Source organism: Rhodococcus sp. P4_B6 (genome assembly GCF_056402215.1).
The window spans coordinates 1-18,819 of sequence record NZ_JBFUHV010000130.1 but is presented as its reverse complement, the minus strand read 5'-3'; the positions used below and the strand labels follow the sequence as shown (position 1 = coordinate 18,819).

14 protein-coding genes are annotated in these 18,819 nt (G+C 62.8%); 4 read left to right on the top strand and 10 right to left on the bottom strand.

Annotated elements, in window-relative coordinates; translation table 11 throughout:
* Positions 1 to 113: 113 nt before the first annotated feature.
* The 3 genes from AC1DWT_RS37500 to AC1DWT_RS37490 all read right to left on the bottom strand — a co-directional run bounded on the left by AC1DWT_RS37500 (position 114) and on the right by AC1DWT_RS37490 (position 3,158).
* A complete protein-coding gene (locus tag AC1DWT_RS37500) occupies positions 114 to 629 on the bottom strand; it encodes a VOC family protein (RefSeq protein ID WP_206014127.1) in 516 nt (171 codons plus the stop codon).
* A gap of 237 nt (positions 630 to 866) precedes the next feature.
* Positions 867 to 2,441 carry a PucR family transcriptional regulator gene (locus AC1DWT_RS37495; RefSeq protein ID WP_072942662.1) on the bottom strand — a complete coding sequence of 525 codons (1,575 nt, stop codon included), beginning with the start codon at positions 2,439 to 2,441 and terminating at the stop codon, positions 867 to 869.
* 63 nt (positions 2,442 to 2,504) lie between these two features.
* Positions 2,505 to 3,158, bottom strand: a complete 654-nt coding sequence (locus AC1DWT_RS37490) for a TetR/AcrR family transcriptional regulator (protein ID WP_206014128.1) — start codon at positions 3,156 to 3,158, stop codon at positions 2,505 to 2,507.
* Between the two features lie 242 nt (positions 3,159 to 3,400).
* On the opposite strand from AC1DWT_RS37490, the gene AC1DWT_RS37485 reads away from it, so the two are divergent.
* The 3 genes from AC1DWT_RS37485 (at position 3,401) to AC1DWT_RS37475 (ending at position 6,427) form a co-directional block, all read left to right on the top strand.
* A complete protein-coding gene (locus AC1DWT_RS37485) occupies positions 3,401 to 4,783 on the top strand; it encodes an NAD(P)/FAD-dependent oxidoreductase (RefSeq protein ID WP_206014129.1) in 1,383 nt (460 codons plus the stop codon).
* An 88-nt stretch (positions 4,784 to 4,871) separates the two neighbouring features.
* Positions 4,872 to 5,195, top strand: a complete 324-nt coding sequence (locus AC1DWT_RS37480; protein ID WP_206014130.1) for a 2Fe-2S iron-sulfur cluster-binding protein — start codon at positions 4,872 to 4,874, stop codon at positions 5,193 to 5,195.
* On the top strand, positions 5,192 to 6,427 hold the full coding sequence (locus AC1DWT_RS37475) for an NAD(P)/FAD-dependent oxidoreductase (protein ID WP_072942670.1): 1,236 nt from the start codon (positions 5,192 to 5,194) through the stop codon (positions 6,425 to 6,427). Before AC1DWT_RS37480 ends, AC1DWT_RS37475 begins: the two co-directional genes overlap by 4 nt.
* Positions 6,428 to 6,526: 99 nt before the next feature.
* Here the strand turns inward: AC1DWT_RS37475 and AC1DWT_RS37470 are convergent, their stop codons facing one another.
* The 7 genes from AC1DWT_RS37470 to AC1DWT_RS37440 all read right to left on the bottom strand — a co-directional run bounded on the left by AC1DWT_RS37470 (position 6,527) and on the right by AC1DWT_RS37440 (position 16,741).
* Positions 6,527 to 7,579: an aldo/keto reductase gene (locus AC1DWT_RS37470; RefSeq protein ID WP_206014131.1), complete on the bottom strand. Its 1,053-nt coding sequence runs from the start codon at positions 7,577 to 7,579 to the stop codon at positions 6,527 to 6,529.
* Positions 7,580 to 7,664: 85 nt separating this feature from the next.
* On the bottom strand, positions 7,665 to 9,452 hold the full coding sequence (locus tag AC1DWT_RS37465; protein ID WP_072942672.1) for a thiamine pyrophosphate-binding protein: 1,788 nt from the start codon (positions 9,450 to 9,452) through the stop codon (positions 7,665 to 7,667).
* A complete protein-coding gene (locus AC1DWT_RS37460; protein WP_143051425.1) occupies positions 9,445 to 9,762 on the bottom strand; it encodes a hypothetical protein in 318 nt (105 codons plus the stop codon). Before AC1DWT_RS37460 ends, AC1DWT_RS37465 begins: the two co-directional genes overlap by 8 nt.
* Positions 9,763 to 10,047: 285 nt before the next feature.
* Positions 10,048 to 13,311, bottom strand: a complete 3,264-nt coding sequence (locus AC1DWT_RS37455) for a protein kinase domain-containing protein (protein WP_206014132.1) — start codon at positions 13,309 to 13,311, stop codon at positions 10,048 to 10,050.
* 259 nt (positions 13,312 to 13,570) lie between these two features.
* Positions 13,571 to 14,518, bottom strand: coding sequence for a PDR/VanB family oxidoreductase (locus tag AC1DWT_RS37450; protein ID WP_257016068.1), 948 nt, complete (start codon positions 14,516 to 14,518; stop codon positions 13,571 to 13,573).
* A 197-nt stretch (positions 14,519 to 14,715) separates the two neighbouring features.
* Entirely contained in the window at positions 14,716 to 15,954 is a 1,239-nt protein-coding gene (locus AC1DWT_RS37445; protein WP_477924483.1) for an aromatic ring-hydroxylating oxygenase subunit alpha, read from the bottom strand.
* A 223-nt stretch (positions 15,955 to 16,177) separates the two neighbouring features.
* Positions 16,178 to 16,741 (bottom strand): TetR/AcrR family transcriptional regulator, encoded by a 564-nt coding sequence (locus AC1DWT_RS37440; RefSeq protein WP_095865439.1) that lies wholly within the window; start codon positions 16,739 to 16,741, stop codon positions 16,178 to 16,180.
* A 563-nt stretch (positions 16,742 to 17,304) separates the two neighbouring features.
* On the opposite strand from AC1DWT_RS37440, the gene AC1DWT_RS37435 reads away from it, so the two are divergent.
* Positions 17,305 to 18,789 (top strand): APC family permease, encoded by a 1,485-nt coding sequence (locus AC1DWT_RS37435; protein ID WP_259375867.1) that lies wholly within the window; start codon positions 17,305 to 17,307, stop codon positions 18,787 to 18,789.
* Positions 18,790 to 18,819: the final 30 nt, after the last annotated feature.

Genomic DNA, 18,819 nt, shown 5'->3' with positions numbered 1-18,819 from the left:
ATGACAGTCGATGGCCGCGGGCGGTCGTTGTCGGGTGCCCCTACCGTTGGATCTGCTGTGTCAAAGCAGTATTCGACCCTGGATCCGAACGTGTCGGATCCAGGGTCGGTTTGTCAGAGCCAGCGGTCGCTCGGCGGCGCCATCCGCTCACCCGGAAGTCCCGCGTAGAACGAACCACCGGGGCACGAGGTGAGTTCCATGTGCATGCCCCACGGTGTGAGGAAGTAGAACCACCGCTGTCCGGCAACGGGGGAGTCCGGCGCGACACCGTTCGGGCCTGCCATGACGACCACGCCCGGAATCGAGCGGACGTAGTCGTAGCCTTCGTCGATGTCGTCGACGTAGAGGGCGAGGTGATGGCCGCCGATGTCACTGTTGCGGGGAGGCTGGGTGGTTTGGTCGGGCGCCGAGTACTCGAACAACTCGATGTTGGTGGTCAGCCCGAGGCGGACCATCGCGAGACGGCACTTGGCGTCGGGGTGGACGTTGAGGCGGCGAGCCATGCCGTCCTCGCTGTCGGAAAAGGGGCCGTCGAAGAAGATGCACTCGCCGGCGAAGTGGTCGACGAAGAAGGCGACCGCGGCATCGAGATCGGGCACGGTGTAGGCGACGTGATCGACCGAGCGCACGGTGGGAATCTTCGGATTTCGTGAAACATTTTCAGACACAGTTGTTTTCCATCCATTATGGGGATTCGAGCGGGAGGCAGAAGTTCGGGTACTGCACCGATCGTGATCGGTCTGCCGAGTACGGCCCGGCGATACGAAGCGCTACCGTTCGCGCATTCTCACTTTACGGCCGGCCCGCCCTTACCGCGCTACCTAGCGTGTGCAGTTCTCGCCCAGAAGTTGCGCAATTCGTTCAATTCAGCACTTGTGCATGAGATCGTGCCCGCGGACCGCGAAGATCAGTGCCTGACGTACGTCGGGATCGTCGAGTTTTCTTTTCAGCAACTGGTTCAGTCGATCGATTCGGTAGTACATCGTGCGTCGCTGCACGAACAGCGCTTCGGCCGCATGGGTCTTGTTCCCGTCGTAAGTCAGGAACGCACGTAGAGTCGGGAGCAACGGACTGGCGGAATTCGCGTCGTGCTTGAGGACGGGACCGAGTTCGTCCTCAACGTAGCGGGCCAGTTCTGGGCCCTGGGCCAGGGAAACCAGGAGCCGAAGCACGCCGAGTTCGTCGAACCGCAGCACTCGTTCGTCGTTTCGCGCAGCCGCGACGGAGGCTGCGCTGCGCGCCTGTTCCACCGCTTGCGGGACCTGACTTGCCGCCACCTGCCTACTGACGCCCGCTCGCACCCGGAGCGTGGACAGCTTCTCCACCAAGGTTTCTTCGGGGCACTGACGCGACAGGCCGATGATTGCCAGTGTGTGATCGCCGATGTCGGCGACCACGGAGGGGACGTGCAGTGTGCGGCACAACTCCTCCAATGCCTCGTCGAGCGGCGAGGCGATCGACGACCGTTTGCTGACGAAGACCACGACCAGTGATCGTTCTCGCAGATCGCGGCCGATTCGGAGGGCACGGGTGACGAAAGCTTCGCCCGAGATGTCGCCCAGGAGCAGCCGATTGACCAGGGCATTCTGTCGCTGAGCCGCCTTCGCGCCGCTCTCGCGGGCACCCAGGAGAGTGATGGCGACCGCATCCGCCGCACGATCGAGAGCGTAGAGGTCAGCCCGGTCGAGCGGTTCGGTGCCGTGGAGTATGTGCAACCATCCCCACCGTTCGCCACGCAGGATGACCGCCCGTCGCGTGCATTCGGATGGCTCCCCCGCCGCGTGCGCGGCACCGTGTGCGTTCGTCGCAGTATCGTGGAGGACTCGCGAGTGTCGTTCCCAATCAGTCAGTGTGACATCGGCTTTCGCGGTGGCGCCGGAGTATGCGACGACCTGGTGAAGGGTGTCTTCCAGAACCACAGGATGATCTACCTCGGCGGCTAGCTTCTCGGCAAACGAGACGTGGTCGCGACCTTCGAGCAGCGACTGCATGAACACATCGTTCAGTCGTTCATATGTGGTGAGTTCTAGCACGCGTTCATCGACCAGCGATTCGTGAACCTGCGCCGACACCTCCACGAATGGAAGCTCGCCTCGCAGACCCACCAAGGGGAAGTTCCTCGATACAGCCTCGTCGACGAGAGCGTCGGGCATGTCACTGTATGCGCGGCCGCTCAGTTCGAGAATGAGAACGGAGGCGCCTGCGTCGGAGATCTCGCGGATGAAACGCCGTTGCTGCTCCGGGTCTCGGGCGATGCCGAGGCCGGCGGTCAGCAACATTTCTCCACCGGTAAGGAAGCGCGCGATATCAGGTACCTCGACCGGGTGCACCCATCGTATCGATCGCGACAGGTTGGTTTCGCCGGCGAATATCGTCAACGGTATCCGCCTGAAGACCTCGAGTTTCAGCGCCGATTCGATTGTCAGCGGCTTCTCGCTCATTCTGGACCGGCGCGCGGATGAATCGGCAAATGCATGGTGTGCGATCGTGGATGACGTCATTTTCTAGCCTTGGTCTTGTGCCGCGGCGCGTGCGGCCACCAGCTGTTCTGACACGGGCGTGCTTGGAACCGTTGCGCGACTGGGTGAAAATGAGGCATTCGGGACCAGTTGCTCCAGTTGCCGGCGAAGGTGCTGGCTCGTGATGTGTGTGGATGAGAGAGCGCTGTGTATCACGATGCCCTCGATCAGCGCATTCACCGCCTGCGCGGCTTCCTCGTCCATATGGAGCTCGAAGAGCGCTTGCGTGACTCGGACCCAGTCGTCCGCGATGTCGAAGAACGCTGCCTTGCGGGTTGCGAGGGCGTACAGCTCGATCGTCACTACGAGCCCTCGCTTGTCTCCGGTCAGATCCTCGATGACGAGATCGACGAGAGAGTCGAGCAACTGTTCGCGACTTCTGACGCCCTCGAGCCGAGCCTGGAAGACGCCGAAAATGTTCGCGGCATGTCGCGTGATCGCTTCGGCGTGAAGATCTTCCAGAGATTTGAAGTAGTAGGTTGTCGATCCGAGGGGCACGCCCGCAGCTTCGGCAACTGCACGGTGCGTGGCACCTGCGACTCCGCGCTCGGCGATCACCTCGACGGCAACATCAACCAGTCGATCGCGCCGACCCGGGTCGCGTTGTCCTTGCTTGCTCACTGCTGGGCGCGTCGTCACACGCGGTTCCTTCCTCATCGTCACCACTCCTCGATGCCTGGGGACGTCRCTCGGTTCCAGGTCCACCAGGCTCGCCCTGGATCCACACGATTGACACGTGTACAAACGTACACCCATAATGTACGAATGTACATGTACATATGTACACGGACGCGAAGTGCAGACGGCTCCCGCAGCCGGAGCCGCCCACTCGCTCAGCGCCGTCATCGCACCGGATTCCTTCTCACCATTGGAGTACTGACATGACACATGGTCACCTCGTCGTGATCGGCGGAAGCGTCGCAGGCCTGATGGCCGCCGCCGCCGCAAGCGACCGTTTCGAGCGCGTCACCGTGGTCGAGCGCGATCAACTTTCGGGCAGCCCCGAGCCCCGAGCAGGTGTTCCCCAAGGAAATCAAGTTCACGTGATCCTCCCGCTCGGCCTCGAACGCATGGAAGAAGTGCTTCCCGGCATTCGACAAAACTTCGTCGAACGCGGGTGCCTCGAGTTCGATCAACTCGCCACGGTGCCGATGATGTCCGAATCCGGTTGGAAGGTGCGGGTAGACAGCGCGAATGCCGTCGCATTCCGCCGCCCCCTTTTCGAGCTGGTCATTCGAGAGCGTGTCCTGGCACTCGGCAACGTCAGCATTCGGCACGGGTCTGCGCGCGGATTCCTGTTGTCGGATGATCGTTCGCGCGTCCTCGGCACTCGCCTCAGGGATGGATCCGAGATCGAAGCAGACTTCGTCGTCGACGCCTCGGGCAGACGCACCAAGTCCCCGGCATGGTTGCAAGACCTCGGCTTCGGCGCACCCACCGAAGTCCGCGCGAACGCCTACATGGGTTACGCGACGCAGTTCGTTCGCATCCCGGAAGGAGTTCTCGACGGCGCTCTCGGTCTCGTAGTGCATCCCGAGCCCGGGCACCACCGGGGCGGTGTGCTTTTGCCGGCCGACAACGGGGTCCATTCCCTGAGCGCGATCGGGATGATGCGGGACTACCCGCCGCGAGAAAGAGAAGGCTTCCTCGATTTCCTCGACGATGCCCGCTCGCCGTTGCTCGGCGAGATCGCGCGTCGATGTGTTCCCGTAAGTGATATCAATACCTACCACCAGGATGGCAACCTGCGGCGGCGCTGGGAGGACGAGTCCCTTCCGGACAGGCTGCTCGTCGTCGGTGACGCGTCGGCATCGTTCAATCCCATCTACGGTCAGGGCATGACCCTGGCGGCATCCGGGGGACGTCTCCTCAAAGCCGCGCTCGACACGGGATCGTCGCTCGACGCTCTGGCACACGACGTACAAGGCGATCTGGCGAGAGTAATCGACGCCGCGTTCTCGATGTCCGCGGCAGTCGACTCGATGTTCGAAGGCTCCGAATGCACAAACTTCACCCCGCCCTCACCCGAGGAGTGCGCCTACGCCGCCGCAGTAGAGGAATTGGCGACCGTCGACCCTGAAGTGGCCCTCGCCGCCGGAATGGCAGCGTTCTACATCGACCCGGAGGTTCTGCGGACCGAAGCAATCCAGCTCAGGGTCGAAGACTGGATCGACAGCGAACGCACCACAGGTGGCGCGGATCCAGGCCGTTACCCCACCGAGGTCCGGTCCACCGATTCCACCGCGGCGGCCGCCACTTTCTAGTTTCCAACTGAACTCGGCAGAACCGGAACGATTCTGTACCAACACTGTTCGTTCTCGTGCCGGGCCAGTGCGCGCAAGGAGGATTCAGATGTCCACTATTCAATTCGTCACTCCACAGGGCGAAGCCCACACGCTCGAGGCCGAGCCCGGAACGTCGGTGATGGAAATCGCCGTTCAGGACGGTGTGCCGGGGATCGTCGCCGAGTGCGGCGGCGCAGGAGCGTGCGCAACCTGCCACATCTACATCGACCCGGCGTATGCCGACCGCGTCGGACCGCCCGGTGATCTCGAAGACGACATGCTCGACGGCACGATGGCCGAACGGAGAAACACCAGCCGGCTGGCCTGCCAGATCGAATTCCACCACGGCCTCGACGGCCTCCGCATCGAGATCGCACCGGAGCAGTCATGACCGGCACACTCATCGTCGGCGGCGGCCAGGCCGGAGCGCAGGCGGCGTTCTCATTGCGGGAGATGGGTTACACGGCGGACATCACCATCGTGGGCTCGGAGCCGCACCTCCCGTACCAGAGGCCACCGCTGTCGAAGGCGTTCCTCGCGGGAACCGCCGATCACGAAACCCTTCAGTTCCGCAAACCTGCGTACTACGACAAGATACGTGTCGAAGTCCTGTGCAATCAGCGGGTCACCGACATCGAATTCGATGGCGGGACTGCCGATGCCGCAGGCACCGCGCAACTCCATGACGGTACGGAGAAGTCGTTCCACCACCTGATGTTGGCGGTGGGAGGCCGACCCCGCCGCTTGACGGTCCCGGGCTCCGACCTCACAGGCGTGTGCTACCTACGGACCATCGCCGACGCGGTACAACTCATCAGCCACCTCGAGCACGGGGCATCCGTCGTCGTCATCGGCGGCGGGTTCGTGGGACTCGAGGCCGCGGCCATGGCACGCGGGCGAGGCAAAACCGTGACAGTGGTCGAACTCGCAGAACGACTGCTCTCGCGCACCGTAGCTCCCGAGATGTCCGCCTTCCTCACCGAAGCCCACCAGCGTCGCGGAACGCACATCCGGCTGGGGGACGGCGTCACCGCGATCGAAGGCAACGACGGACAGGCCACCGGTGTCCGCTTGTCCGACGGAAGTCTGCTGCCGGCGGACGTCGTTATCGTCGGGGTCGGCATGACACCCCGCCTCGAGCTGGCCGAACGCCTCGGACTGGAGACCGCCGGCGGCATCGTCGTCGACTCCTTCGCCCGGACGAGCGATTCCCGGGTCGTCGCCGCAGGAGATTGCACCGTCGGGCCGAATCCGATGACAGGTTCCGGCTTCGTCCGGCTCGAATCGGTACAGAACGCAGTCGACCAGGCCAAGGTTGCCGCTGCATCTATTGCAGGGCAGCCGTTCACGCACTCGGCGCTGCCCTGGTTCTGGTCGAACCAAGGCGATCTCAAGCTCCAGATGGCAGGTCTCACGGAGGGCTACGACCACGTCGAGCTCCGTGGTGAACCTGCGGCCGAGAAGTTTTCGGCGTTCTACTACCGAGACGGACGGCTCCTGGCCGTCCACGCCGTCAACAGGCCGCAGGACTACATGCTCGCGAGGAAGGCTCTGTCACAGCGCATGACCATCCCACCGGACAGAGTCGCGGACGGCGCGGCAGCCCTCGTGGCTGTTCCCTGACATCGGGGTGCATCCGCGAACAGGGGCCGACCGCTGCGGTCGGCCCCAATGTCTCGCAGAATCCTCACGGCAGGCTTGATCCGCTGCAGCCATCAGCGTTCAGGTGGGAGAGTAGGCGTGCCCAGTCGTTCGAGGAACGTCACCCGGAGTGGGCGCATCCGCACGAATCAATTCGGCGGCACGCAAGTCTGCCCACAACTCGGTAGGGATGTCGTATTCGAACAACTCGGCATCGAACTGTTGTTCCTGCTGATTTCCCGCGCGGACACACACACTCGCCACTGCAGGGTGCGCGATCGCGAACTGAAGCGCCACTGCACGAAGCGGCACGTTGTGATCCGAGCAGATCTTTTGAATCCGTGCGGTCTTCTTCCGCACCGCTGGTGGTACGGGTGCATCGTTGAATGTCGCGCCCTTGACCGGTCCTGTTGCGAGGATTCCGCTGTTGTAGACCCCTCCGAGAATCAGCCCGACGCAGGCCTCCTGGCACGCGGGCAAAAGATCGTCGAGCGACTCCTGCTCGAGGAGGGTGTAGCGACCGGAGAGCAAGAAACAATCCGCGTCGGTGTTCTTGAGCGCGCTGTGGCAGACGTCCACCTCGTTGGTCGCGAACCCGAGCGCCTTGACGACGCCCTGGCTTCGCAGAGACTCCAACGCCGGGTACGCCGAGGAGAGAGCTTGACGGAATATCTCAGGCTGATCGTGACCATGAGTGTGGCGGTCGCAGTCGTGGATGAACAGGATGTCGAATCTATCCGTCAGCATCCGGTGCAAGCTCTGTTCGACACTGCGCATCACGCCGTCGTAGCTGTAGTCGAAGCTCGGCTCGAGCGGCGCGGTGTCCATGCATGATGCGCGTCGCGAGGATAAGGATGACGGGGAGATGACCCTGCCGACCTTGGTGGACAACACATACGAGTCGCGATCACGCTCACGCAGACCATGGCCCAGCCTGTATTCACCCAGCCCGTTGCCGTACAACGGAGCGCTGTCAAAGTATCTCGCCCCCAGATCCCATGCCGAGGAGATCAATTCGTGTGCCGCGTCGTCGGTGACGCGCCCGAGAACATTGCCTATGGGCGCGCCGTCGAAACTCATCACACCGAGCGACAGCCCGGACCTGGCCAGCTGCCTGGTATCGGTGATCTTCATCGTTCGCTTTCCGGGGTTCTGGGATTGTTCGCCTTTCGGTCGCGCGGAGCCGCCCCCCGCCGGCGGCTCCGCGCGGTGGACGCTCCTACAGGTGCTGTTCCTTCGCGCGCATGGACGAGTATTCGCCCTGGCGTTCGTCGTCGATATACGCGGGAACCGGGAAGTCCCACCAACCCGGAACCCACGGTCCGGCCGCGTCGCGGTCGGTGGGCACCTCGATCAGGGCCGGAGCCTTCGATTCGAAGGCCTTGCGATAGGTCGCCTCGAGATCTGAAGGATCCTCGACGCGGAACGACTCGAGCCCGAATGCCGTTCCGAGGGCCTTGAAATCGGGGCTGTACGGCGTGCCGTCCGGTCGGTTGAATTCGGTACCGATGTGCCGACTGGTCTGCTTACGCTGGCCGCCGCGGATCGACATGAACCCGGAGTTGTCCTGGACGACGAAGACAACCGGAATGTCATGGGTGACGCAGATCCCGATCTCCTGCGCAGTCATCAGGAAGTCCCCGTCACCGACGACACACGCGACCTGACGGTCGGGGGCGGCGAGCTTGGCTCCCATGGCGGCGGGAATCGCCCAACCCATCGAGGAGAACCCACCGGAGGTCAGGTGCGTGCGTGGCTGGTAGACCGGGAAGGTCTGCTTGACCGCGCCCTGGGTGTTGCCGGAGCCGGCGACGATGATTCCGTCTCGCTCCATTACATTGCGTAATCCGCCGAGGGGACGCTGTGACGTGAATGGGTACCGATCCGAGTCGCGGCGAGAGGCGAGTTGTTCCTCCCATTCCTCCTTCAGACGCCCCAGTTCGGCGAGGTACTCGCCACGCTGCGGCGAGGCGGAAGGCAGTGCCGCGGTAATGGCATCGACTGTCGGCTTGGCGTCGGCGACGATGCCGACCTCGGCCGGGTAGTTCTTACCGATTTCGTGCGGGTCGATGTCGATGTGGATGAGCTTGGCCGGCGGAATGGAGAAGGTCACCCCCTGGGCGTAACTCGATGCCGACCAGTCGGTGAACCGGCACCCGACGGAGATCACCACATCCGCTTTGGATGCAATGGCGTTGCCGACGATGGTGCCGGTCTGTCCGACGCTGCCCGCGAACAGGTCGTGGTCTTCGGGGAAGGCGCCCTTGCCGTTCCATGTGGTCACCACGGGGATCTGCCATGTTTCGGCGAGCCGCAGGACTTCCTGAGCGGCATCGGCAGTGATCGCGCCGCCGCCGACAACGATCACCGGACGCGCCGAGTCCACGAGGACGCGGGCGGCTCGATCGACCGCCAAGGGGTCGGGCTGCTGCAGCCCGACCGGCAGCCGCCGCGCGAGGTCATGCAGGGATACCTCGGCTGCCTCTGCCTGCACATCCATCGGAACCTCGATGTGGGCGGGGCCCGGACGGCCGGTCAGCATCGTGTTGAACGCCCGGTGCATGATGAACGGCAGTTCCTCGACGCGGGTCGCGACCCAGCTCCGCTTCGATACCGCGTCGGTGACCTGCGGGAAACCGTTGTCGGTGTGGCGGTCGAGTTCCTGCAGCAAGCCGTGTCCCCGCATGTGGGTCGGCGGGCCGCCGGTGATACAGAGCAGGCTCGTCGAGTCACTGTACGCGGTGGCGAGGCCGAGAACGGTGTTCGCGGCGCCCGCACCAATGGAGGTCACCGCTGCCATCGGCTTGCCGGACGCCCGATAAAAGCCGTCCGCAAGGTGCACGGCGCTCTGCTCGTGGAACACCTGGATGAAGGGGATCTCGGATCCCTTCTCCAGAAACGCATCGGTCAATGACCAGATCCCGTGGCCGGGGATGCCGGCGACGTACGGAACTCCGTACTGTTTCAAGACCTGTGCGACGACCTGGCCGCCTGTCAGCTTAGGCATGGGTGGTCCTTTCCTGCTCTGCAGAATCAAGGGAATCGGTGTGGTTGTGGTGCGCCCGGAGGAGTTCGGCGATCTCGATGGCGTCGCCTTCGGGGGCGTTCGAGGCTTCGTGAGGTTTCGCGATGATCCCGTCGCTCAGCTCTGCGATCGACACCGGCAGCCTGCTCTGCCGAGGCTCCACCGTCCCGCGGGGCTCCAGCCGCGAGGCCTGGCAACGCACACGCCGCGGGATCGACGCCCGCTCATGCGACGAATATTGCTTCTGGTAGAGAACATGAATCTCAGAACTTCCTCGCGTGACGTTGTTCATGTTCAGTCTGCAGCGAGACAACTGAGATAGTTAGACCCATAGTGTGCATATGACGGCTCCACTGCTTCGCCTTTTGTGCAGCAACGCTGCATTCGCGAGTGAGAGGTCTCCGATCCACTGGGAATATGGGAACCACCCGGCCGATGCCGTTACGAGTTCGCCTTAGCTTGGGTCTGAACCGAATTCAGAGCCTCAAACGGCCAACCACTGTGCCGGTACCTGATGGCGCCGACGCCTGGGGCACGTCACAGACTGGCTGCCATTCCGGCATTTGGGGAGAGGCCTTCATATCTCATTGATCTGTTCGACCATCCACGCCGCGATCTGGACCCGCGACGTGAATCCGAGTTTGGTGAGGATGTGCTCGACGTGCCCCTGGACCGTCCGCGGGGAGATGCCGAGTTCGGCAGCGATCGCCTTGTTGGTCAGCCCCCGCGCCACGAGTTCGGCGACCTCGTGCTCGCGCTTGGTGAGAAGAGATGGCTTGGGAATCTTGCCCGCTTGGTCGGAGGATTGCCTGTTGAGCGCAAAGGTAACCGAGGCATCGAGGTCGAGAGCATTCCCCTCATGGCGTGCGGCCTCGAAAGTTTTTGTGCCCAGAGCTTGCCGCGCCCTCCGCTCGCAGTCGTTGTGGTAGTCGAGGAGGTTCGGAAGATATGCGGAGGAACTGCCTACCGCACGGCTGAGTACTTCGGCAGCCCCCATCAACACCGCGGCGCGGCGAGGCTCCTCGTCGCTCGCCGCAATCCATGCGAGTGTCTCCAAACAGGTCGTAGCCCCGACCTGGTCGTTCGCGACCTGTGCCAATCGGAGCCCCCGCTCGAGCTGCTCCGTTGCGCGACGCGGTTCGCCCCGCCGCCACCAGGCAACGCCCAGAGCCCACAGCGAATAGGCCTGCAACACCGATTCCCCTCGCGATCGGGTGATCTCGTGGACCTCTTCGAAGCGGGAAATCGCAAGGTCGGTATCGCCCCGCCATTCGTAAGCGATACCGAGCGACATCAACGCCTCGAGCCGGAGGGAGAGATCGCGCGGATCGACGAAAGCCGACACCGAAGCCTCTAGCCGAGAGCACGCCTTGGGCAGGTCACCACTGAACAGTGCGCAAAGCCCCTCCGCATGGGCGGCGAGGGAATCGATCGTCGAGTCCTGCGTCTGCTCGGCGAGCTGGAGTGCCTGCGCCACCAACCGGGCTGCGACCGAGAGGTCCCCCTGCATTTCCGCCAACACGCTATCGGCATACAGCGCCTCGACCCGTTCGATTGTCGGCTGCCCGCTGTGGCGATCCAGAATCCGGTCGAGCCAATACCGTCCTTCACTGAACAGCGACCTCGAGTTCCAGAATTGGAAGAGAGCGCTCGCGATCGTCAAGCCGATGACGGGATCTTCGGAGGCGCAGAATTCCATCGCCTCCCGGAGATTGGGTTGCTCACGTTCGATTCGCTGGAACCATTCCAGCTGTCTGTCACCAATCCACTGTGTATTGGCATCCTCAGCCAACCGGCGGTACCAATCTCTGTGTCGCACTCGCAGGTCGCGGTATCGGCCGCTTTCCTGTGCTTTCTCCGCGCCAAAGCCTCGAAGTGTCTCGAGCATCCGAAATCGAACCACGGGGCCGGATTCCTCGCGAATGAGGATCGATTTGTCGAGCAGAGAGGTCACAACGTCGACCACCCCCGATGGTGAGAGGTCGAAGCCGCAGATTTCCTCTGCCGCATCGAGTTCGAAACTTCCTGCGAAGATCGCTAGCCTTTCCCAAGCCAACTGCTCGGGCGTGGTGCACAGCTCGTAACTCCAGTCGATACACAAGCGAAGCGTCTGCTGTCGGGTCGGCGCGCTTCGGGTGCCACCGGTCAGCAATTCGTAGCGATCGGTGAGCCGTCGAAGAATCTGCTCCGGCGACATGGCGCGCAGGCGGGCGGCAGCCAGTTCGATCGGCAAGGGCAACCCGTCGAGCTTTCGACAGATTCCGGCGACGGCCGCTCGATTGCTGTCGTTGAGTTCGAAGCCCGGGACAGCGGCCGCGGCACGCTCGACGAACAACCGGACTGCGTCGGATCGGGGCATGCTCCTGGATGAGGAAGGGCGGTCGGACTCGGGGACGGTGAGCGGGGGAACACGAAGGACTGCTTCGCCGCCGATGGCGAGGGCCTCTCGACTGGTGGCGAGTATGCGGAGTTCCGGGCAGCTGCGCAGGAGAATCTCGACCAGTTTCGCGACGGCGTCCACCAGCTGTTCGCAGTTGTCGAGAACGAGCAGCATCCGCTTCGAGCCGAGGAATTCCACGAGCAGGTCCTGAACCGGACGTGCCGACTGTTCCCGTAGTCCCAGTGCGCCGGTCACGACGTCGACCAACAGGGATTCGTCGCGCAGTTCGCCGAGTTCGGCCAGCCACACACCATCGGGAAACGCACGGTCTGATTGTGCTGCTGCCTTCAATGCGAGCCGAGTTTTCCCGACACCGCCGATCCCGGTCAGCGTGACGAGGCGAGATACCTTCAGCTGGTTCTTCGCTTCCGCGAGGTCGCTTCGGCGACCGACGAAGCTGGTCAACGCGACGGGGAGATTTCCCGCGAGTGGTCTCCCCGGATCTGCCCCCGACGGTGCCTTGGCGCGGGAGTTCGGTGTCAGGCTGGGACGTCGGTCCGCAACCGGGCGCACGGGCATCTCGTCAAGCGGAAGCCCGTGGCGGAGTTCCACCTCTTGGAGTTCGTCGCCGAGTTCCATCGCTGTAGGTCGGATCTCTGGATCCTGTGACATCGCTCGTTCGACGACCGCGCTGAGGTCGTCAGGGACCCCGTGCTCGCGTGGATCGGGGGGAGGATGGCTGGTGATCCTGACGAACTGGGCCATTAGTTGCTCGCCGCTACGGCGTTCGAACGCGGCATGCCCGGTCAAGGCGCAGAAGAGGGTAGCGGCGAGACCGTAGACGTCCGCTGCGGGACTCGGGGTTTGTCCCGCGAGTACTTCGGGCGCAGTGAATGCGGGGGACCCGGTGACGACGCCGGTCGCTGTCTCGAATCCTCCGGCGAAGTGTGCGATACCGAAGTCGGTCAGGGCCGGTTCACCGTATTCGGTGAGGAGTATGTTGGCGGGTTTGACGTCGCGGTGGAGAATTCCGAGCCGATGCGCAGTCTCCAGTGCTCCCGCCGTCTTCACGCCGAGTTTCAGCACTTCCTCCACTGCAAGAGGTCCGTGACGTCGGATTTCGCCGTCGAGTGAATCGTGCGGGTGGTAGGGCATCACGAGGTAGGGGCGCCCGCTTTCTGTCGCACCGACCTGCAGAATGTTGACGACGTTAGGGTGACCGGTCAGGCGCCCCATCGCCCGTTGTTCACGCAAGAAGCGTTCGTGGTTCTCCTCGTCCAGGTCGGTGGTCAGCACTTTGACAGCCACCGTTCTGTCCAGGACGGACTGCCGGCAGCGGTAGACCACCCCGAAGCCGCCACGACCGATCTCCTGGGCGTCGTCGAATCCGCACGCCTCCAGCTCCGTCGTGATCGGCAGAACCACATCCCGCTGGGTTTCGAACGGATCGATCCCGGACATCGCTTACGCCGATTCGTCCAGTCCGCGACAGCGTTGACGATATGACATCTTGCACCTCGCAGAAAATGTATCCGGCGCTACCTCCGACCACGGCGAAGGCTGTCCGTGACCGGAGATCTCCTATCTTGCCACCGTCCCGACGCCGGTTCACACAGCAGACGCTGCGGCGGGCGCCAATTGCGAAACCAACCAACCAGTCTGGTCGTGAACTGACTGGAACGCGTGGTGCGAAAGGATCGAAGATTCTGAGGCAGAGGGTTCACAGATCGAGGACCAGGCGCGGGCTTTTCGAGCGCCCGACGCAAATGATCATCGTTTTGGCGGCGTCGTGGTCGGCGGCCGGCGATACGCTGTCGCGGTGGTCGGGGACTCCGCCGAGAACCCTTACTTCGCATGCTCCGCAGAACCCTTCCTCGCACGAGAAGGGTGCCTCGACGTCGGTGTCTTCCAAGGCATCAAGAATTGTCTGGTCCGCCCCGACCTGGACGGTCACTCCCGATTGCTGCAGATGCACTTCGAACGGGAGGTCGCCGTCGACGGGTCCTGTCACAGTATTCGCCGGTGCGGCAAAACGTTCGATATGCAGCTGCCCGGCCAGACCACGACTCGAGCACTCTGCCTCGACGGCATCCAATAATCCCGACGGACCGCAGCAGTAGATTTGAGTGTCGGTTCCGATCTGGGAGAGGAGGGCCCCGAGATCCGGCCGGCCGCTCACGTCTTCGGCAACGGGCGTCACTCGGTCCGGTCCGAATTCGAGTAGCCGGTCAAGGTAGGCCATGCTTGTCAGCGTCCGTCCGCCGTAGATCAGCGTCCAGTCGGCGCGGTTACGTTCCGCGGTTTCGATCATCGGGAGCATCGGAGTGACCCCGATGCCGCCGGCGATGAAGAGATAGCGGTTCGACTCCACCAACGGAAAGTGGTTCCGCGGTCCCCTGATGGTCAACTGAGTACCCGGTGTCAGTGTGTCGTGGACTTCGGCGGAACCACCCCTGCCGTTCGGCTCCCGCAAGACCGCCACGGTGTAGGTCTTCTCGTCGTGCGGCGAACCACACAGCGAATACTGGCGGACGAGGCCGGATGGCAGCTCCAGATCAATGTGAGCTCCGGGTTGCCAAGCGGGCAGGGGCGTATTTGCGGTCGGCTCGAGCGTGAGGGCCACGACGTGGGCGGTGACACCTTCGGTCGAGAGCACGTTGACCTTCACGCGGTCCGATTCTGTATCGATCATCCGATCGCTTCTTTCATCTTGTCAAGGCTTTGTCGGATGCCACTGGGTGCGGATCCGGAGCGAGGACTGCGCAGCGCTTCGTCGGCGGCGGTCGCGCCCGCGGTCGAGCGCCGGTCTACGTTGTGCTGCACAATGATTACCGTTGCTCGACCGCGGTGCGGTGGGAGGGGATGTCAGGATTGGCCGGCAGGTACAGAGGCCGGAGGCCACGTGTCCGTGCGTTCCAAGATGGGTGCGTACATCGGAACCTCGRGGTGAACCAGTGCCCGGTGAACGAGTTTCTCCCACGTTTGGGTCATGTACTCGCTGTCGATCCCGGGGATCAGCGTCCCGAGTTCGCTTCCACCTGCGTCGTGCGCCTTCTGCACCCGGGAGCAGACGTCGCGGTCCTCCCGAACGACGGTGAGGATGAGTTCGAGCCAGTCATCGACCTGCTGCTCGGTGAGGGGGTCGATGCTGAACACATCGACGTCGATGCGTGTCTCACGGGTGCTGATCGGAACGAAGCGGAAGGCAATGAATCCAGGCTGCTTGGCTTGCTCCTCGATACCGTCGGCGACGCTGTCGGGTAGCTTCCCGGCACCACCCGAACTCATGAAGAAGATGGCCGGCCAGCAGTAGTACGAGTTGTCGTCACGCAGGCCCTCGTACTGCTCCATGACGACCTCGAACTGGAGCGGTCCGATGGGGTAGCTGTACAGGTGCTCGCCGTCCAACCGGGCCGTCTTGTACCAGGACGGATGCACAGTGGGGCAGTGGTAGCACTCGCAATTGTTGTCCCACACTATCTTCCAGTTGGAGTCGAAGTCGACAGACTTGCGTCCCTGGAAGGTGGCTTCGTCCAGTGGGAGGGCTCGATCCCGGGCGAGTATCGGGATCGGCCCGAGCGCTTCGGTCAGCGAGGGAGCGTCCCCGGACGGGTTGACGAATACCATGTTGCCGAGAAAATCGACCTTTGCGGTCTTCAAGCAGAGGGGCGTGCCGTCGAAATTCGGGTCCTCCTTCGAGCGCGGCGCCGCGTTGAACGATCCGTCGAGTTTGTACGTCCATGCGTGGTAGTTGCACTGGAGCAGTTTTCGGTTGCCGGCTCCGATGGCCACCGAGTGGTGACGGTGCCGGCAGATGTTGTGGAACGCGCGCACAACCATGTCTTTCCCGCAGACCACGACGATCGGGAGGCCACCGACCTCGCAGGTGAAGAAGTCTCCGGGCTTGGCCACCTGACCGCGATGCCCGACGTACTCCCACGAGCGCCGGAAGATCGCATGCTTCTCCTGTTCGAAGATGGAGTCGTCGGTGTACCAGCTCGAGGGGAGTGTCTGGCCGTTCTCGATCGCCTGCCCGACCGCCCCGTCCGGGTCGAGGCTCCCACGAGTTCCCTGGTCAACACGTTCAGGGTGGGTGATTGACATGTTTCGTCCTCCTGGATCCCTCCATATGTGTACTCGTGTACACATCGAGTGAGGCAAATGTAGAACGAGGGCAGTGGTGTGTCAACAGTCACTCGACGAACGGGCCTCGGCCGCCGGGCTGTTCGTGCGGCCGGAACTGGCCCTTATGCTGGTGGGGTTACCTGCTCTAAAGGCGTAATGTGTTGCAAGAGAAAGTAAATCGGGAACTGTCGAAACAGATTCGTCAGTCGGGCACGATGGCGCCGAGGATACGTTCGACCTCGGCCTGATCGAGCGGTTCGTCACTGATCAGCGACTCGAACATCAAGCCGACGTACGCGGCGAAGTAGACGCGTCCCGCGCTCTTGCCGACTCGATCCTCCAGCACGGTGCGCAACACCGCGTCCCACTGATGGCTCAGCGGCCTCAGGTCCACGGTGCGCGCAGACGCCAGGTAGAGCTCGTACTCGACCAGGATTCCGTCGCGAGCTTCGCCTGGAAAGGACTGTGTCGCAATCAGCGTCGCAAGCCGTGAGGCCACATTGTTCGCGTCAAGTCCAACCGCCCACTGCGCGATCAGCTCCTCGAACTCCGCGATTCCCACACGAATAGCAGCCTCGAGCAGCTCCTGGCGATTCGCATAGTGATATGTCGTCGAGCCCAGGGGCACGTCGGCCTGTCGAGCAACTGCACGGTGCGTCAGCCCGGCGAGGCCGCCCTGCCTGAGTACGTCGATTGTCGCTCGCGCGATCCGCGACGCCCGTTCGCGATCTGTCGGCCCGCGGGGGCTGCGGGTGGTGCTCGCCATTGCGCGAGTCTAGCAACGCACAAACAGCTCGGTGCCGGCGATGGCCGCCATGTCTGCACGGTTCGTGAAACCAAGCGTGGTCACGTTTCGCAGATTGCCCCTATCGGGGGTTCGGTGAACGCAGCAGACTGAACTGTGACGCACCGAACAAAGCCAGGATGCATCGGTCCGGCCCCACTTCAATCCGCGGAGGATTGCAATGTCATCGAGAATCCGACCAGGCACTTCCGGCGGACGCTCCCCACGCCTACCGATGCGCTGCGCAGTGAGCCTGCTCGATCGCCATGAGCCGACCCGCGATACGTCTGCGGATGTTGCGATCAAGTCCTACGTCCGATGATGACCTTGCCTTGCTCGGCCCGTTCGACGCGGTGTACCGCAATCTTCACGTTCTCGCTTGTGACCACAAGCTGAAACAGACGAGTCGCATCGTGGATCGGATGCCATCCCGACGGTGACGGCACCCGGACTTCATGAAGACCATCGACTCGACACGCACAAAGTGAGGCTCAGCGAATGTACGAACCATCAGATGTTCCGGTCACTATGGAGGGTATCCTCAGATGACAACGTCCCCACCAGTCAACACTGACGAAGTATCCCATGTGACCCAATCGAGGCCCGATCGGTTGCCGCGTAGGCTAGGCGCCCCGGCTCTGACACTCATCTTCGTCGCATTCAGCGCGCCACTCGGGATCATGGCGGGCTATCAACAGCTGGTAATCGCCTTCGGCAACGGTATCGGTGCACCACTCGCCTCCATCGTGGCCGGAGTCTTGTTGCTTCTGTTCGAAGTCGGCTGTATCGCCATGAGCAAGCATATGAAGAGTCCCGGCGCCTTCTACTGCTACATCGCCGAAGGAATGGGCAAGCCTGCCGGCTTGGCCGGCGCCTTTCTCGCACTGATTGCCTACATCACCATCACTGTCGGTGGCTATCCCTACATGGGTCTGATCACGGTCAACCTGATGGATCAATTGTTCGGAAGTTCGCCGATTCCGTGGCAGTACTGGGGCTTGATCGTTCTCGGAATCGTGACCGTGCTGAATATTCTCCGCATCGACCTCTCGATGAGAGTGCTCGGAACGATCGTTGTCATCGAAACCACGGTCGTGGCCATCTGGCAGGCGGTGGTGTTCGCCAAAGGAGGCTCCGAAGGCTATTCGGCCTCATCGTTCACCTGGAACACCTTCACGTCCGGCAGCGTCGGTCTTGCGATCTTGTTCTCCTTGGCGTCGCTGATCGGACTCGAATCCACCGCGGTGTTCCGTGAGGAGACCCGGAATCCGGAGAAGACTGTACCAAGGGCAACGTACGCGGCCATCACCTTCATGTCCGTCTTCTACGGCACCGGAATCTGGGCCTACATCATCGCGGTGGGACCTTCGAACGCTCACGACGACGCGAGAAACAACCCCGTCGGATCATTCTTCGACAGTGTCCAGAACTACATGGGCGGCTTCTTCTCCACCATGGTCTCCGTGTTGCTGGTGACCAGCATCGTTGCGGCGATCAACTCCACCCAGAGCGCCGCAGCACGCTACTTCTACACCCTCGGGCGAGATCGCGTGCTGTCTCCGCGGTTGGCGCGGGTCCATCCGCGACTGGGTTCCCCGTACATTGCAGTTCTCACGACCGCGGCCATCTGCCTCGTCATCTACCTTCTCGTAGTGACCTTGAGCAGCGACGTGGTTGCCGCATACGGGGCGCTGGCCGGATTCGGAACCATTTGCGTACTTCCCCTTCTCCTGGGGACGAGCCTGTCGGTGATCATCTTCTTCCGACGCAACCCCGGTCACGTCGGAATCTGGAAGTCCTGGATTTCCCCGGTACTGGCCTTCATCGGCATCGCAGCCACGATGGCACTAGCCGTGAAGCACATGGACACGATGGTCGGCAGTAAGACCGGCGGCTACGTTGCTGACGCCCTGCTGGTGCTCATCATCGTGGTCGGCGTGGTCGTGGCGCTGCGATACAAGATCCGTCACCCCGAGGTTTATCGCCGGATCGGACGCCAGGACCTCGACCTCGAAGACGATCCCAGGTAGTCGAACCGCAGCACGAGATCGAGCGGTCGT

Bases quoted from the DNA above. Each gene is read 5' to 3' on its own strand.
- AC1DWT_RS37480 (WP_206014130.1), top strand. From the start codon at position 4,872: ATGTCCACTATTCAATTCGTCACTCCACAGGGCGAAGCCCACACGCTC.
- AC1DWT_RS37495 (WP_072942662.1), bottom strand. From the start codon at position 2,441: ATGAGCGAGAAGCCGCTGACAATCGAATCGGCGCTGAAACTCGAGGTC.
- AC1DWT_RS37470 (WP_206014131.1), bottom strand. From the start codon at position 7,579: ATGAAGATCACCGATACCAGGCAGCTGGCCAGGTCCGGGCTGTCGCTC.
- AC1DWT_RS37485 (WP_206014129.1), top strand. From the start codon at position 3,401: ATGACACATGGTCACCTCGTCGTGATCGGCGGAAGCGTCGCAGGCCTG.
- AC1DWT_RS37475 (WP_072942670.1), top strand. From the start codon at position 5,192: ATGACCGGCACACTCATCGTCGGCGGCGGCCAGGCCGGAGCGCAGGCG.
- AC1DWT_RS37435 (WP_259375867.1), top strand. From the start codon at position 17,305: ATGACAACGTCCCCACCAGTCAACACTGACGAAGTATCCCATGTGACC.
- AC1DWT_RS37440 (WP_095865439.1), bottom strand. From the start codon at position 16,741: ATGGCGAGCACCACCCGCAGCCCCCGCGGGCCGACAGATCGCGAACGG.
- AC1DWT_RS37455 (WP_206014132.1), bottom strand. From the start codon at position 13,311: ATGTCCGGGATCGATCCGTTCGAAACCCAGCGGGATGTGGTTCTGCCG.
- AC1DWT_RS37460 (WP_143051425.1), bottom strand. From the start codon at position 9,762: ATGAACAACGTCACGCGAGGAAGTTCTGAGATTCATGTTCTCTACCAG.
- AC1DWT_RS37465 (WP_072942672.1), bottom strand. From the start codon at position 9,452: ATGCCTAAGCTGACAGGCGGCCAGGTCGTCGCACAGGTCTTGAAACAG.